This is a genomic window from Bacillus sp. 16GRE42 (assembly GCF_019837435.1).
Lineage (GTDB): Bacteria > Bacillota > Bacilli > Bacillales > Bacillaceae_G > Bacillus_A > Bacillus_A wiedmannii.
On the sequence record NZ_JADAXF010000003.1, the window covers coordinates 693,202 to 708,503 of the forward strand.

At 33.3% G+C, this 15,302-nt stretch carries 13 protein-coding genes and 1 pseudogene; 8 read left to right on the forward strand and 6 right to left on the reverse strand.

Annotation, left to right across the window (positions count from 1 at the left end; genetic code table 11):
- The first annotated feature begins 72 nt into the window (after nucleotides 1-72).
- The 4 genes from ILS93_RS19995 (at nucleotide 73) to ILS93_RS20010 (ending at nucleotide 5,791) form a co-directional block, all read left to right on the forward strand.
- Complete coding sequence (locus ILS93_RS19995; protein ID WP_088046635.1) at nucleotides 73-759, forward strand: MOSC domain-containing protein; 687 nt, start codon at nucleotides 73-75, stop codon at nucleotides 757-759.
- Between the two features lie 261 nt (nucleotides 760-1,020).
- Nucleotides 1,021-1,905: a GNAT family N-acetyltransferase gene (locus ILS93_RS20000; protein ID WP_064474125.1), complete on the forward strand. Its 885-nt coding sequence runs from the start codon at nucleotides 1,021-1,023 to the stop codon at nucleotides 1,903-1,905.
- Between the two features lie 342 nt (nucleotides 1,906-2,247).
- On the forward strand, nucleotides 2,248-4,002 hold the full coding sequence (locus tag ILS93_RS20005) for an ABC transporter ATP-binding protein (RefSeq protein ID WP_088046636.1): 1,755 nt from the start codon (nucleotides 2,248-2,250) through the stop codon (nucleotides 4,000-4,002).
- Nucleotides 3,995-5,791: an ABC transporter ATP-binding protein gene (locus tag ILS93_RS20010; RefSeq protein WP_064474127.1), complete on the forward strand. Its 1,797-nt coding sequence runs from the start codon at nucleotides 3,995-3,997 to the stop codon at nucleotides 5,789-5,791. The genes ILS93_RS20005 and ILS93_RS20010 overlap by 8 nt, the downstream gene beginning before the upstream one ends.
- Before the next feature lie 276 nt (nucleotides 5,792-6,067).
- Here ILS93_RS20010 and ILS93_RS20015 read toward each other — a convergent pair whose 3' ends face one another.
- Together ILS93_RS20015 and ILS93_RS20020 are read right to left on the reverse strand one after the other, a co-directional pair.
- On the reverse strand, nucleotides 6,068-6,853 hold the full coding sequence (locus ILS93_RS20015) for a sulfotransferase family 2 domain-containing protein (protein WP_064474128.1): 786 nt from the start codon (nucleotides 6,851-6,853) through the stop codon (nucleotides 6,068-6,070).
- 294 nt (nucleotides 6,854-7,147) lie between these two features.
- Nucleotides 7,148-7,408 (reverse strand): annotated as a pseudogene (locus ILS93_RS20020) (hypothetical protein).
- 278 nt (nucleotides 7,409-7,686) lie between these two features.
- On the opposite strand from ILS93_RS20020, the gene ILS93_RS20025 reads away from it, so the two are divergent.
- Complete coding sequence (locus tag ILS93_RS20025; protein WP_064474129.1) at nucleotides 7,687-8,424, forward strand: N-acetylmuramoyl-L-alanine amidase; 738 nt, start codon at nucleotides 7,687-7,689, stop codon at nucleotides 8,422-8,424.
- A gap of 219 nt (nucleotides 8,425-8,643) precedes the next feature.
- On the opposite strand, the gene ILS93_RS20030 is transcribed toward ILS93_RS20025, so the two are convergent.
- Nucleotides 8,644-9,228, reverse strand: coding sequence for a LysE family transporter (locus tag ILS93_RS20030; RefSeq protein WP_064474130.1), 585 nt, complete (start codon nucleotides 9,226-9,228; stop codon nucleotides 8,644-8,646).
- A 59-nt stretch (nucleotides 9,229-9,287) separates the two neighbouring features.
- Here ILS93_RS20030 and ILS93_RS20035 point away from each other — a divergent pair, with 59 nt between their 5' ends.
- Nucleotides 9,288-9,902: a helix-turn-helix domain-containing protein gene (locus ILS93_RS20035; protein WP_098103702.1), complete on the forward strand. Its 615-nt coding sequence runs from the start codon at nucleotides 9,288-9,290 to the stop codon at nucleotides 9,900-9,902.
- Nucleotides 9,903-10,308: 406 nt separating this feature from the next.
- Here the strand turns inward: ILS93_RS20035 and ILS93_RS20040 are convergent, their stop codons facing one another.
- Entirely contained in the window at nucleotides 10,309-10,860 is a 552-nt protein-coding gene (locus ILS93_RS20040; RefSeq protein WP_064474132.1) for a BclA C-terminal domain-containing protein, read from the reverse strand.
- 209 nt (nucleotides 10,861-11,069) lie between these two features.
- On the opposite strand from ILS93_RS20040, the gene ILS93_RS20045 reads away from it, so the two are divergent.
- The gene (locus ILS93_RS20045; RefSeq protein WP_222661155.1) at nucleotides 11,070-11,873 is read left to right on the forward strand and encodes a DUF4183 domain-containing protein; all 804 of its coding nucleotides are present in this window, start codon (nucleotides 11,070-11,072) and stop codon (nucleotides 11,871-11,873) included.
- A 60-nt stretch (nucleotides 11,874-11,933) separates the two neighbouring features.
- On the opposite strand, the gene ILS93_RS20050 is transcribed toward ILS93_RS20045, so the two are convergent.
- Complete coding sequence (locus tag ILS93_RS20050; protein ID WP_001121646.1) at nucleotides 11,934-12,224, reverse strand: DUF4183 domain-containing protein; 291 nt, start codon at nucleotides 12,222-12,224, stop codon at nucleotides 11,934-11,936.
- Between the two features lie 452 nt (nucleotides 12,225-12,676).
- Here ILS93_RS20050 and ILS93_RS20055 point away from each other — a divergent pair, with 452 nt between their 5' ends.
- Nucleotides 12,677-13,948, forward strand: coding sequence for an exosporium glycoprotein BclB-related protein (locus ILS93_RS20055; RefSeq protein ID WP_222661157.1), 1,272 nt, complete (start codon nucleotides 12,677-12,679; stop codon nucleotides 13,946-13,948).
- Nucleotides 13,949-14,526: 578 nt separating this feature from the next.
- Here ILS93_RS20055 and ILS93_RS20060 read toward each other — a convergent pair.
- Nucleotides 14,527-15,159 (reverse strand): cupin domain-containing protein, encoded by a 633-nt coding sequence (locus ILS93_RS20060; RefSeq protein WP_064474135.1) that lies wholly within the window; start codon nucleotides 15,157-15,159, stop codon nucleotides 14,527-14,529.
- Nucleotides 15,160-15,302 lie beyond the last annotated feature (143 nt).

A 15,302-nucleotide genomic window follows, 5' to 3' on the forward strand; every position in this document is an offset into this window, starting at 1 on the left:
AATAGACAGAGAGTTTGAAAGTATAAATTAATCTATTGAAAAATTGTGGGGTAAGTAAGAGGAGCGATTAAGATGAATAAAGTATATGAGGTACTATCTTTAAACATAGGGTTACCAAAAGAGGTTACATACGGCGGAAAGGTAATTCATACAGGTATAAATAAGAATCAAGTAAGGGAACCAGTGTTTTTATCCTTTTTAAAATTTAATGGAGATGGGCAAGCGGACTTAGTTCATCATGGCGGAGTAGATAAAGCAGTTTGTGTGTATTCTGGAGAACATTATAGATACTGGGAAAAAGAGTTGAATGAAGACCTTGTATATGGAGCATTCGGAGAAAATATAACAATTAGTGGTCTGTGTGAAGAGGATGTTTGTATTGGTGATACATTTCAAATTGGAGAAGCGATTGTACAAGTGACGCAACCAAGACAACCTTGTTTTAAATTAGCTAAGAAATACAATATTCCAAAGTTACCACTATATTTTCAAGAAACAGGATATACAGGATTTTATTTTCGCGTATTAAAAGAAGGATGGGTATCACCTACTGATACGTTAAAATTACTGAAGTCTGATCCAAAAGGTGTTACGGTAGCATTTGCTAATCGTATCATGCATAAAGAAAAACAAAATGTAGTAGGGCTAAAAAGGATTTTAGAAGTACAGGCGCTTTCTACGAGTTGGAGAAATACATTTGAAAGGCGAATGAGGGGAGAAGAAATTAACACGCAGGAGAGACTAGAAGGAAAAAAATAATAAAAAAATATTTTTTATAAATGGTGCATTTCTATTAGTAAAAACGACTTAGAAAGCACTATTTTTATATAACAAACTTATTAATATTCAAAAATCCTAATATTATTTTATTCGACTTATTTTCAAATAGTCAAAACATAAAATAAATTAGACTTTTTTTTTATATTTTATGATAGTATATTGATTGGTAAGACCTATTACTTTAAGAGTAGGTTCTACAACTACATCTAATTTGATGGAATTAACGTATGGAGGGACAACATGGGGAATGTTGAAAATTTTGAAAAACTTCTTTTAGAAGAACCGAAAAGAGAGCAGTTATTTCCTTTATTTGAAGAAGTGTTTGGGATTACAATTCAAACATTGAATGATTTTTCAGAGAGAGGTTATTGGGATGATACATACAAAGCTTTATCATTTTTACAAGAAGATAAAGCAATTGCAAATGTTGCGGCATTTTCGCTACCATTGCTAGTAAATGGTGAAAGAATAAATGCAGCGGGAATTCAATCGGTAATGACACACTCTAATTTTCGTAGACAAGGACTCATGACACAATTAATGAGTAAAATGATAGAAGAAATCGATAAGAAATGTGAATGTACTTTATTGTTTACGGAAATACCTGAACTATATGCATCATTTGGGTTTAAAGTTGTGCAGGAGTATTTGATGACTATTTCATATGATAAAAAGAATAATAATGATTCTTTACTTAGAAAGTTAGATTATTATATGGAAGAGGATAGAAAGTTAATACATGAAACTATTGATAGTAGCCAAAGACTTTCAAATAATTTTGCAACATTAAACTTCCACCCTTCGTTTTATTTGAATATGTATGACTCGGAATGGAATGAGAAATTGTATTATTCAGAGAAGCTAGATGCTCTTATTGTGTATGAAGTAGATAATGAAATGTTGAAATTATATGGAGTGTTTGCACCAGTACTTCCAGTTTTAGATGAAATATGCGAGGAAATCGCTGAAAGATTTACAGAAATCGAATTTTACTTCTCACCAGATCAATTAGGGATTGAGGATGTACAATTTACAGAATTACAGTCAAGTAAGTGTTTAATGGTTCGAAGTAATAAAGAGCTAGATTTTAAAGGATTTAAATTCCCAGTGTTAACGGAATTTTAAATGTTTATATAGATATTTTTGAGGGGGATACAAGTATACATACTATTAAAATAGGTCTATACATATGAAGTCCACTTGAAAAAATGAATTTGAGATTGAATTTTGCAAGCTAATAAATAAATAGAAAAACCGTATTCTTTCTATTTGAGAATACGGTTTTTCTATTTGCGTAATATAAAGCACATTTATTGACCGGAAAGTCATAAATGCTTATCATTTAATAATGTTAAATATTAATTTGCATAATATAATAGAAGTACTGGAAAACTCAAAATTATATAGCTTAAGTAAGGAGGGTATGAATTATTAAATGGTAATTTCATAGGAAAAAGGAGATGAAGTATGAAATCATTTCGCAAATTATTACATTATTTAAAACCATACATGTTCTTCGCTATTATTGGACCACTATTTATGGTACTTGAGGTTGCGATGGACTTAATTCAACCGACTATTATGCAACATATTATTGATGTTGGGATAGCAAATCGTGATTTGAATTATGTAATAAAAATGGGGCTTCTTATGATAGGAGCTGCAGCACTCGGTTTAGTTGGAGGACTTGGGTGTATGATGTATTCTACAAAAGCAGCTGTTAATTTCGCTACAGACATACGAAAAGATGTATTTGCGAAAATAGAAACATTTTCTAGTGAAAATCGTGATTCATTTGGAACTGGGAAATTATTAACGATTGTGACAAATGATATTACTTCTATTCAATCGGCGATGACGATGACATTACGTGTACTTGTTCGTGGTCCTTTGTTATTTATCGGAAGTATAATAATTGTTTTTGTAACAGCACGCGAGTTATTTCCTATATTACTTGTAGTTGTTCCAATTTTATTACTTGCGATTATATTCATTGCAAGTAAAGCGAGCGGAACGTTCAAAAAAGTGCAAGAAGCATTAGATAAAGTGAATACAAAGCTACAAGAAAATTTATCTGGAGTACGTGTTATTAAAGCGTATGTAAGACAAAAATATGAAATTACTCAGTTTGGAAATGTTAATACAAATTTAACGAAGATAAATATTCGAGCGGTGCAGCTTATTTCTTTAATGATGCCAATCATTATGTTAGTTGTAAGCGGTGGGATTGTCGCAACATTATGGATTGGTGGAGAAAAAGTATTTGATGGAACGCTTCAAGTAGGAGCTATTTTAGCGTTTATAAACTATTTGAATATTATTTTAATGTCACTTATGTCTATAAGTATGGTATTTATGCAAATCGCGCGAGCATTTCCATCTGCGGATCGTGTACAGCAAGTTTTAAATACTGAGGTTGATATTACGACGGAAACAAATGCAGTTGCACCTAATCAAATTGAGGGACAAATTGACTTTAAAAATGTTAGTTATAGTTACACGAAAAATAATGAATATGTTTTAAAAGATATTTCATTTAACATATGTAAAGGTGAAAAAGTAGGAATTATCGGTTCTACAGGAAGTGGTAAATCTACTTTAGCAAAACTGTTACCGCGTTTATACGATGTTGATCATGGGGAAGTATGCATTGATGGAATAAATGTTAGAGCATACGATTTACAAAAACTTCGTGCTTCAATCGGGTTTGTACCTCAAAAGGCATTATTGTTTTCAGGTAGCATAGAAGAGAACTTACGTTATGGTAAAGAAGATGCAACGAATGACGAACTGGAAGTAGCGGCTTCATCAGCTTGTGCGACTGAGTTTATTAACAAGTTGGAAGATTCATATCAATATCATTTAACACAAGGTGCGACGAATTTATCAGGTGGACAAAAACAACGTGTATCAATTGCAAGGGCACTTGTGAGAAAGCCATCCATTCTTATATTAGATGATTCTACATCAGCAGTTGATGCGAAATCAGAATCTAACATTCAATCGGCATTAAGAACAGAATATAAAGGAACAACAACATTATTAATCGCCTCTAAAATCTCATCTATAATAGATGCTGATAAAATTCTCGTTTTAGATAACGGTGAATTAGTTGGTGATGGTACACATGAAGAATTGTTAGAACAATGTGAGGTATATCAAGAAATCTATCTTTCCCAAGGTGGCAATTTACATAAAGAAGGTGGGAAAGAACATGCGTAATTTTCAAGGGCAATTTGCTAATAAAGGTGGACGTAAAGCCCCTAAGATGGGTAAAGCTAGAAATACTAAAGGAACAGTAATGCGAGTATGGAACTATATGGGGTATCAAAAGGCTGCTCTTACGTTCGTTATATTTTTAGTATTTGTTACGACGTTACTTGGATTATTAGGTCCTTATTTAATGGGAGTAATTATAGATCAATATATTGTACCGAAAGATTTAAGTGGAACTGCAAGAATGTGTATGTTACTTATCGCCATTTACGGTGTTACAGTGTTTTTAACATGGTTACAAACATTTGTTATGATTAATGTTGCATTAAAAACAATACAAAAAATACGACAAGATATTTTTGAGAAAATCCAAACGCTTTCTTTACGGTTCTTTGATGTACGTTCTCAAGGGGATTTAATGAGCCGTGTTACAAATGATATAGATAATTTGAATCAAGCGTTGACGCAAAGTGTTGTACAAATTATTTCATCAGCATTAACCTTTATAGGTGTAACGATTGCAATGTTCGCATTAGATTGGATTTTAGCAATTGTTACTTTAATTACAGTACCTATTATGTTTTTCGTTACAAAAAAACTAGTTACTTATAGTGGTAAAAACTTTGCAAAGCGTCAACGAGATTTAGGAGAATTAAATGGTTTTATTGAGGAAGCTATAACAGGAGCGGATGTTACAACGTTATATGGGAAAGAAAAAGAAACCGTACAAAATTTCAATAAAATTAATGAACAACTAAGAGTTTCAGCTACGAAGGCGGATACATTTTCAGCTTTTATTTTTCCAAGTATGAACTTTATAAATAACTTAGGTATGGGGCTTGTAATTGGGACTGGTTCAGTTATGGTTTTAAATGGAATGACAACAGTAGGTGTCATTGCGGCTTTTATTAATTATTCTCGTCAATTCTCAAGACCACTCAGTCAATTCGCAACTTTAATGAATACAATTCAAGCGGCAGTTGCTGGTGGAGAGCGTGTATTTGAAATTATGGATGAAGTACCGGAAATTCAAAATAAAAAAGATGCATGCATTGTACAAAATTTACAAGGGCATGTTGCACTCGAGAATGTTTCATTTGGTTATGAGGAAAATAAAACGATTTTAAAAGAAGTGAGTCTTAAGGCACAGCCAGGGGAGACAATTGCTTTAGTTGGTCCAACTGGATCGGGCAAAACAACAATCATTAATTTGCTAACTCGCTTTTACGATATACAACAAGGGCAAATTCATATCGATGGAAAAGATATAAAAGAGTATGATATGAATTCGTTGCGGAGTAAAATAGGGGTAGTTTTACAAGATACGTATTTATTTGCTGGGACAATTATGGATAATATCCGTTATGGTCGACTAGATGCTAGTGATGAAGAAGTAATCAATGCAGCTAAGGCAGCATCTGCACATTCTTTTATTAAACATTTACCGAATCAATATGAAACAAAAATTGCTTCAGAAGGATCGAATTTAAGTCAAGGACAAAAACAACTTCTTGCGATTGCGCGGGCGATTTTAGCAGATGCAGATATATTAATTCTTGATGAAGCGACATCTAATATTGATACGAGAACAGAATTACAAATACAAGAAGGACTAAACAATTTAATGAGAGGTCGAACAAGTTTCGTAATCGCTCATCGACTGAAAACGATTGAAAAAGCAGATCAAATCCTTGTTATAAAAGATGGAAGTGTTTTGGAAAGAGGGAATCATGAATCTCTTATGGAAGATAGAGGGTTTTACTTTGATTTGTATACGAGTCAGTTTAAAATTTAATAAAAACTTTAATATGATGCGGTTTCTCTAGGAAAGAGAAACCGTATTTTTATATTTGTAAACATTATTATCCAAATAGTTGTTCACTAAATGTTTTACCTGCGTATTCTTGCATCCAAGGTAAAACATGCGTAAGGTTATGAAAACACCTTTATGACCCCAATCGTTCACTTGTAATTTTTGGATGTAAAAATTGTTCCAAAAAAGTGTTGTATGAGGAAACTTAAATAGGTGAATTTAAGTTTCTCTATAATATATGAAACTACAATTAGAAAATCACTTATTTTTTAAAGGAGTTAATGGGTAATTGTACGTGCTAAAATCTTTATTAAAAATATCTTGTACTAATTGGATAGTTTCATAATCATAAAAACTATCGTATGTTGGGAGGCGTGGGAATAAAGGATCGGTAATATCAGCATCTGCAAAATCACCTCTAAAAATCGCTCTTTCCTTCTGATGATGCCATGATTTGGTTAGTATGTGTAAAGGAGAAGTTTTTAATTGATATGTTTGTTCTAAGTGCGCAATTTCAGTAGAGAAATTTTCAAGGTAGATATACTTCGTAACAAACTCCTCCTCAGCTGGTTCATATTGCTGCATTAAATGTGGATCTACTTGTTGTAAATCTTTCATTTGCGCTTTTAAATAGTAGAGAAAGATTTTAAATGAAATAGGCTTATTACAAAATTCATTACCATAATAAAAATTCCGAATAGGATTCCATGCTGGGTTTTCTATGTGAGGGGGGGCAATTAGTGAAAAGAATGAACTTACAGCTCTTGTATAGGGGTTTCTTACTAATTTATAGGAATCTTTTCCGTTTGTATATAAAGCCGCAGCTAGTTCAATAAAGTAGTCGGAGGAGTTTTTGTATATTTCATTTTCATAATTATGGATGAAGGAATCGTATTTTATGGCTTGTTTAAATAAATTTATTTGATAAAAAAACCAATGTGCAAGTGAAGTACAGCCACTTTTCTGACTCCAAAATAAAATCAAAGGGAAGTTAGAGTTAAAGTGCGGAACGCGTCCGTATTTAATAATATTTGCAAAATACATAGTTAGCCTCCATTCAGTTATGTCAATTATTTTTAATTTATGAATAAACAACTCGGCATATGAACAAGAGAAGAGGGGTAGAATAGATAATTTAATAACAATATAACTTTGAAATGAAAGCGTTATTTTATAGGGATATGAAAAGAGCAAACAAAAAATGTGTACTCATAACAATCTAAATTATTTTAAGGACCATGATATATCATCAAGGGCTTTATAAATATAACTATACATGCGGTAAAAGAGATACTTTGGATTGTATTTTTGTTTCCAATTTATATTGATCACCTCTCGTTAGCAAAAACTAGCAGCTTCAGTGACAAATGGAAGTATTAATTTACGCGGAATTGTAATAATCTCAAGTGCCATCTGTGCTGAATAGAGAAGTATTGGAGTTAATTCTAAAGCGTGAGTTAATAATAATATAAAGCTTGTTAGGATTGCAAAGCTCCCCAAAAAGAAATTTTTTGAAGTGTTACGGAAATCTTTTATTTAGGAAAAGAAAGAAAAAAATACTGTAACAATGAGTATCAAAAATTTATATTTATCAGCCATTAAACCCCTTCTAAAGAACAGAAACTTATATTATAGCTTATTTTTGTGTATTAATATAAAAAGATTTTGAAATGAATAGTTTAAATACGTGAATGCCGCAACTTAAAAATATTAGTTGGGGTATTTATGAGATCTTTGTTTTAGAAAATAAATAATCTTGAATTAAAAATTTAAAAATAGATTAGTGCCCAAATTTTGTTTGCTGGAGATGTACAGGATATTTGACCGGACAATAAGACGAGCTTTGAATATAGTAATAAAAAAGGGGATGTTGAACAATGGCTAGATATAGTTTACATGCAGGTCACAATAGTATTGTACAGGGTGCGAATTATGGAAATCGGAAAGAACATATTATGGATCGCCAAGTGAAGGATGCAGTTGTTGCTAAATTAAGAGCATTGGGGCATACAGTGTATGATGATACTGATGAAGTAGGGACAACGCAAGCTCAAAATTTAAATAATATTGTATCAAAAACAAACTCACATGATGTAGATTTAGTAGTTTCATTTCACTTAAACTCATATGATACGAAAGCTAACGGTGTTGAAGTTTTGTACTATGACCAACAAGCTTTATCAGCAAAAATAGCAGCGCAACTTTCAAAAGATATTGGCTGGTCAAATCGTGGTGCAAAGGAACGAAAAGACCTTTATGTGTTATCGAATACGAAAGCACCTGCAATCTTAATTGAACTTGGATTTATTGATAATGAAGCAGATATGGCAAAATGGGATCCAGATAAGATTGCTAATTCAATTGTATATGCATTAACGGGGCAATCTGGTGGGACAACTCCGCCAGCCCAAAAAAATATCATTCAATCAGGAGCTTTTTCACCATATGAAACACCCGATGTAATGGGAGCATTAACGTCACTAAAAATGACAGCTAACTTCATCTTACAATCTGATGGTTTAACATATTTTATCTCTGAACCAACTTCAGATACGCAACTTAAAGGAATGACAGATTATCTTGATCGTAAAGGCTGGTGGTATGAAGTTAAGTAAAGATTTTAGTTTAGTGGAACAGAATATTTAAAAATCAATAGTCCGAAAAAGAGGATTACTTATAATGAGTAATCCTCTTTTAAAATTTTTATCTCGTATGAATAAGGTTAGATATAGGAGACGCCCGCCTTGAAAATTGATAAGTAATGCATGTAAGTGGGAAATTCATTGGGCATCTTAGCAATATTTTTAAAAAGAAAAGAAATTTAGAATTTGAATTTAAGTGATTACAATTGAAATAGCACTGAAAACTAATAAAACGGCCATAATGATGTTAAATGATTTAGTATGTTTTAATAAAAGTTTTTGGAACATGGAACCAAATAAGCTCCAACTAAATGTGCTCATTAACCCGACTACACCTAGAAATAATGAGGAAAGTAGAAAACTTGAATATGAATTATAGTAAGGGAGAATAAAAGTTGACACTACAGTCAGCCCGAATAGTATCCCTTTAGGATTGACAAATTGAAGAAAAATCCCCACTGTAAATAAGTTTTTATTATGTTTTTCATCGGGATCTGTACTAGTTTTACTAGTGAGTATTTTAAAAGCTAAATATAGCATGTATGCTACACCTAAAATTTTTAAAGGGAATTCGATTATGGGTAGGATATTAATTAGTACAATATTAAAGAAGCTACATAAGGAAGTGAGGATGAAAAACCCGAAAGCTACTCCAAAACAAAATTGCATACTCCTTTTTAAACCATGTTGATTGGCGTATGTCATAGCTAAAAAATTGTTAGGTCCGGGTGTGAAGCTACTTATAAAAACAAATAACAAAAAAGAAAATATAGGCATTTCAAAACCCCCTAAATATATAGTGTGTGTTATAATGACCGAAAAGAACAATATAACGTGTGCTTTTTATTATACATAACGGTCGTTATATTGTATATAGTGTAGGGGTGTTTCTTATGGAAGAAATTCAACTTATTTTAGCAAAAAATTTAAAAACAATACGTGAAAAAGAGAAAATGAGTTTAGAAAAGGTCTCTCAATTAACAGGTGTGAGTAAAACGATGATTGGACAAATTGAACGAGGAGAGTCAAGCCCAACATTAACAACGATATGGAAAATCGCTAATGGTTTGAAAGTGTCTTTTACTTCTTTAATCAATAATCCGCAACCAGATACGAAAGTTGTTTTACGAAATGATGTACAAGTATTATCAGAAGACAATGGGAGATATAAAGTGTATCCTTCCTTTCCTTTTCAAGATGATAGGAACTTTGAAATCTATACGGTTGAAATTGAAACAGAAGGAAAATTAAGTTCGGAAGGCCATAAAGAAGGGACCGAAGAATTTATTACGGTGTTTGAAGGGGAATTGACAATTGAAATAAATGATTGTCAATATAAATTAAATAGCGGGGATGCAATTCGCTTTAAGGCGGATAAATCGCACTCGTATTATAATTCCGGACGAACGCTAACTCGGTTAAGTATGACCATTTATTATCCAACTTCATAAACTTGCGATTACTTTAAGGATATAAAGAAATGTGTGTTGATAAACCATCTATAAGAGATGGTTTTATTTTATGAATTCATAAAAAAAAGACACTCGTTTGAGTGTCAACATAGTATTGCTCTCGCGTATAGGATTGGAGTAGGTTTATCAAATACATATTGAGATGGTTCGCAATTGATAAACTGTCTTCTTACTCAATGTAACATTGGCAGGGAGAAGTGTAAATTGATAATATATATACGGAAAATTTAGTATAGATAATTTCTACTATCAATATAGTACAAATTGTTTTTATTGCTTAATCACTGTCGTGAAATTATTGAAATATTATTAGATTTAGGAATGACGTAATAGTTACTACTTTAGCAGCTAAGAATGTTTATTATAAAAAAGAATGAATCATTTATTAATCGATTCGTATAATTGTTAAAGAGGCACCTGTTGAACCACCTCCAACTAAATTAACTATGGATAATACGCCGAATAGTTGAAGGGAAATTGTATTACCAGCAATTAAATTGGTTATTAAATTATTATTATAATTTGAAGTTGATATTGCGGGTGAAAAAATAGATCCGGGAAGTGGAGTCGAAGAGTTTAATAGTAGCCTTGTACCAGCAAGTAGTGCAGTTGTCGTATTAACTTGGTAGGTTAAATAATATCTCCCAGTAACAGGAATTGTAAATATATCATTTGTAGCGTTCACTGTAAAATTACCGAGACTTTGGTTATTAGAAAGTGGAATATTAGTTCCACCTAATATGACTGAGATGGGACCACCTAACGTATTATTAGCGAACATAGAGTTTGTTGTAATAATGGGTCCAGTAATGCCTGTGGGACCGGTATTACCTGTGGGACCAGTAGGACCTGTAAGTCTGTATGGAAGAATAATTTCAAGAGCCAGTGATAATAGTTCTTTTTTTATTTTTTCATTCTTATCTTGAATATAAATCACCTCATTTTTAAATTAGAACGTAACCGATTTAGTATTTTGAAATGGACCTATCATTTTATTATATTAATACTACTAGCTATAGCAACGGTAAAAAGTTTATTATATGTAAAAGTCATTTTAGTATGAAAAAGTAGTTATAGAATTTTTCCAAAATGATAGATGTTATATTTTGTTAATTAGTAAACAAAAATGTGGAATGAGGTATTAAATTGAACCGCAATGACAAATTATCGTTGAATAAAGGTATGGTAAGATCTGAAAATATTGGACCTACCTTTCCAGTTCTTCCGCCAATTTATATTCCAACGGGAGCAACAGGTCCAACGGGAGTAACAGGAACAACGGGAGTAACAGGAACAACGGGAGCAACAGGTCCAACGGGAGTAACAGGAACAACGGGAGCAACAGGTCCAACGGGAGTAACAGGAACAACGGGAGCAACAGGTCCAACGGGAGCAACAGGAACAACGGGAGCAACAGGTCCAACGGGAGTAACAGGAACAACGGGAGCAACAGGTCCAACAGGAGTAACAGGAACAACGGGAGCAACAGGTCCAACGGGAGTAACAGGAACAACGGGAGCAACAGGAACAACGGGAGTAACAGGAACAACGGGAGCAACAGGTCCAACGGGAGTAACAGGAACAACGGGAGCAACAGGAACAACGGGAGTAACAGGAACAACGGGAGTAACAGGTCCAACGGGAGCAACAGGCTCAACAGGTTCAACGGGTCCAACGGGAGTTATTGGTCCCATAACAACAACTAATTTATTATTTTACACTTTTTCAGATGGAGAAAAACTTATATATACAGATTCAGATGGGATAGCTCAATATGGTACAACACATATATTACCTCCTGATGAGGTTTCCTATATTAATTTGTTTATTAATGGAATACTTCAACCACAACCATTATATCAAGTTAGTAATGGTCAGCTAACTTTATTGGATAATCAACCACCAACGCAAGGTTCTTCAATTATTTTGCAATTCATCATTATTAATTAAAAAAGACAGATTCTTAAATAACAAGAATCTGTCTTTTTGTTCTACATTAAAGTAGTTAAACTAAGTGACGATAAATTCGATTGTAATTGGAATTCCGCCGTCTAATGCATCTCCGCCAGGAATTGTAATAGCACCAGTAGGTCCAGTAGTAATACTGGAGTTCACACTAGGTTGAAGAATACCGTTTACATAAAAGTTGTAATACGTAAAAGTCGGAAAAGCAGTTGCAGTAGTACCAGCATCGTTTAAACAAGCTGTAGCAGCAATTGCAAAAGCTGCACCTGTTCCTGTTCCAGCTCCTAGTGTAGATGTAAATCTTCTAGATGCCATAAATGGTTGGATGATTGGCAATTAATTCTCACCTCCTACATTATTTTTTGAACGAAGTGTAGAATAACTTGTCCGATATATTGTATGAGAGTTTTCTATAATAGAAACGGCTTCTTAATTATTGAGAGAACATAATTTTAGTAAAGATATTGTTACTTATCTGAAAAGATGGTGTTGTTACTTGTTGGTTATATGCAAATGCTTAGTTTTAAGATTTAAATTAAAATGTGCTTTTGGACCTAAGAGATAAACGTGGAAAATTAAAATAAACTCTTAAGTTTAGGTGTTTAATCTAAGCAGTCAATTATTAAAAACATATAATTAATATGTGAGTCATGAACATAATTAAATATCGTTTTTTCAGTTTAATTATAATTCATGTTTCCTATTTTAAGTGAATGAAACCTATACACAATTTTATAGTTCTTATAATAGGAAAACACTCAAATATAAGATAAGTAAGGAGGAAATAAATGTCACATAACAATTGTTTTGGTCATAACAACTGCAATAATCCGATTGTTTTCACTCCAGATTGTTGTAACAATCCACAAACGGTTCCAATTACTAGTGAACAATTAGGAAGATTAATAACTTTACTAAACTCTTTAATTGCGGCTATTGCAGCGTTTTTTGCAAATCCAAGTGATGCAAACAGATTAGCTTTACTCAATTTGTTTACTCAACTATTGAATTTACTAAATGAATTAGCACCTTCTCCAGAAGGGAATTTCTTAAAACAATTAATTCAAAGTATTATTAACTTACTACAATCTCCTAACCCAGACCTAGGTCAATTACTTTCTTTATTACAACAATTCTTCAGTGCTCTTGCACCATTCTTCTTCTCTTTAATTATTGATCCTGCAAGCTTACAACTTCTATTAAACTTATTAGTTCAACTAATTGGTGCTACTCCAGGAGGTGGCCCAACAGGTCCAACAGGTCCAACAGGTCCAGGAGGCGGAGCAACAGGAGCAACAGGGGCAACAGGGGCAACAGGAGCAACAGGCCCGACAGGAGCGACAGGAGCAGGAGTAACAGGCCCAACGGGAGACACAGGAGCAACAGGAGCGACAGGCCCAACAGGTCCAACGGGAGACACAGGAGTAGCAGGCCCAACAGGTCCAACGGGAGACACAGGAGCAACAGGAGCGACAGGCCCAACAGGAGACACAGGCCCGACAGGAGCAACAGGCCCAACAGGTCCGACGGGAGACACAGGTCCAACAGGAGCAACGGGAGCAACAGGTGGCGGAGCTATTATTCCATTCGCTTCAGGTACAACACCATCTGCGTTAGTTAACGCATTAATAGCTAATACAGGAACTCTTCTTGGATTTGGATTTAGTCAGCCTGGCATAGCTTTAACGGGTGGAACAAGTATCACATTAGCGTTAGGTATAGGTGATTATGCATTTGTAGCACCACGTGCAGGAACTATTACGTCATTAGCAGGTTTCTTTAGTGCAACAGCTGCATTAGCTCCATTATCACCTGTTCAAGTGCAGATACAAATATTAACTGCACCAGCAGCGAGTAATACGTTTACAGTACAGGGCGCACCTTTATTATTAGCACCAGCATTTGCTGTAATAGCGATTGGTGCTACAGCATCGGGAATCATTCCTGAAGCTATTCCAGTAGCTGCTGGAGATAAAATACTGTTATATGTTTCATTAACAGCAGCAAGTCCAATAGCTGCAGTTGCTGGATTTGTAAGTGCAGGTATTAATATCGAATAACTTGTGGTAATGTATTCTGTATATAGCCCTTCCTAATTTTATTAGGAAGGGCTATATTTTATGGGAAGATAGGTGATAAATCAAAATGTATGATTTATACTTTATTATTTATGGAATAAGTTAAATGATTTGAAAAAATTACCTATAAATAAAAAAGATGAATTCTATTAAAAATAGAATTCATCCATTACATAAACGGTATACAAGGAAAGTAAGGTATTTATCGTGAACGTTGAAATGTTATAGTTCAAATTAGTAATAAACTATTTGTTTTTATTACAGTTACATCCTTTTTTCTTTACATAGCCTTGCTCGGCTAAATCTCTTTGTGATTGGGAATTGGAAGATTGAGAATTCGAAGACTGAGAGGATGCTGATGAACTACTATTTTTATTATTAGAGTAGTTTTTTCGATAGTTATAATTACTCATAGTACTATCACCTCCAATTAAATATATAAATATTATATGTATGTACTCTATTAATTGTTACGAAAAAAATAGGAATGGTGGATATACAATAAAAAATCTCCTACGAATTTTCCGAGGAGATAAAAAATTGTCTATTAATGAAATAAATTAATATCCCCAGTAAAGAGGGAAATAGTATGAATCTTGGTAATATAAATTTTGTTGTGGATTAGGAGGCTGAGTTGTTGGGTTTATCGTGCCGCGGTTTTGATTACAGTTTGCTGGGGGACCAATTACTGTAGTGGATTGAATAGGGGATATCGCTTGTTTCCATTGTTGTTCATCGAGACAGTAAGTATGGGCCATCATATTAGCGGGAGTTAGTCTTAAAATATCAGAACCAAAAATAACTTCTGGGGTTGGGGCATCGAAAATAGCTAATAAATGAGTACCATCTGCTGTAGCAATTTCATAATGCCACCACGCTTGTGGAATGTTGGCAACTTGCCCTGGTTTTATCGGTAAGTTTAATATTTGGTTTGTAAAAGGATTAAGTAAGGAAACAACAGCAGATCCTGAAATACAGTAAACAAGTTCAGCTGCATTTTGATGAATATGCGGCTCTATAACATTTCCTGTACTTAAATAGATATCTAATAAAGAAGTATTTTCTAACGTATTTAATTGTTTCATGCCAAGTACGTTTATATAATTTTGGGCATTTTTCTTAAAAAAATTACTTTTACTTAAATCATGGGTGAAATTAGTTGTGGGGGAAGTGTAGTCGATATTAGAAGTCATTTGTATTACCCGCCTTTCTATAGGTAAGTTAGGTTACAAAATTAGGATATGTGTCTAGTCTTTGTTATGTGCCGTTTTCCGTAGCTTAATAAATTTACATATCCCATAAAGAATATAGATTGTACTTTGTACTTACTTTAATA

Coding starts and splice junctions, on each gene's coding strand:
- ILS93_RS20005 (WP_088046636.1), top strand. CDS start 2,248: ATGAAATCATTTCGCAAATTATTACATTATTTAAAACCATACATGTTC.
- ILS93_RS20015 (WP_064474128.1), bottom strand. CDS start 6,853: ATGTATTTTGCAAATATTATTAAATACGGACGCGTTCCGCACTTTAAC.
- ILS93_RS20030 (WP_064474130.1), bottom strand. CDS start 9,228: ATGCCTATATTTTCTTTTTTGTTATTTGTTTTTATAAGTAGCTTCACA.
- ILS93_RS20000 (WP_064474125.1), top strand. CDS start 1,021: ATGGGGAATGTTGAAAATTTTGAAAAACTTCTTTTAGAAGAACCGAAA.
- ILS93_RS19995 (WP_088046635.1), top strand. CDS start 73: ATGAATAAAGTATATGAGGTACTATCTTTAAACATAGGGTTACCAAAA.
- ILS93_RS20010 (WP_064474127.1), top strand. CDS start 3,995: ATGCGTAATTTTCAAGGGCAATTTGCTAATAAAGGTGGACGTAAAGCC.
- ILS93_RS20025 (WP_064474129.1), top strand. CDS start 7,687: ATGGCTAGATATAGTTTACATGCAGGTCACAATAGTATTGTACAGGGT.
- ILS93_RS20055 (WP_222661157.1), top strand. CDS start 12,677: ATGTCACATAACAATTGTTTTGGTCATAACAACTGCAATAATCCGATT.
- ILS93_RS20060 (WP_064474135.1), bottom strand. CDS start 15,159: ATGACTTCTAATATCGACTACACTTCCCCCACAACTAATTTCACCCAT.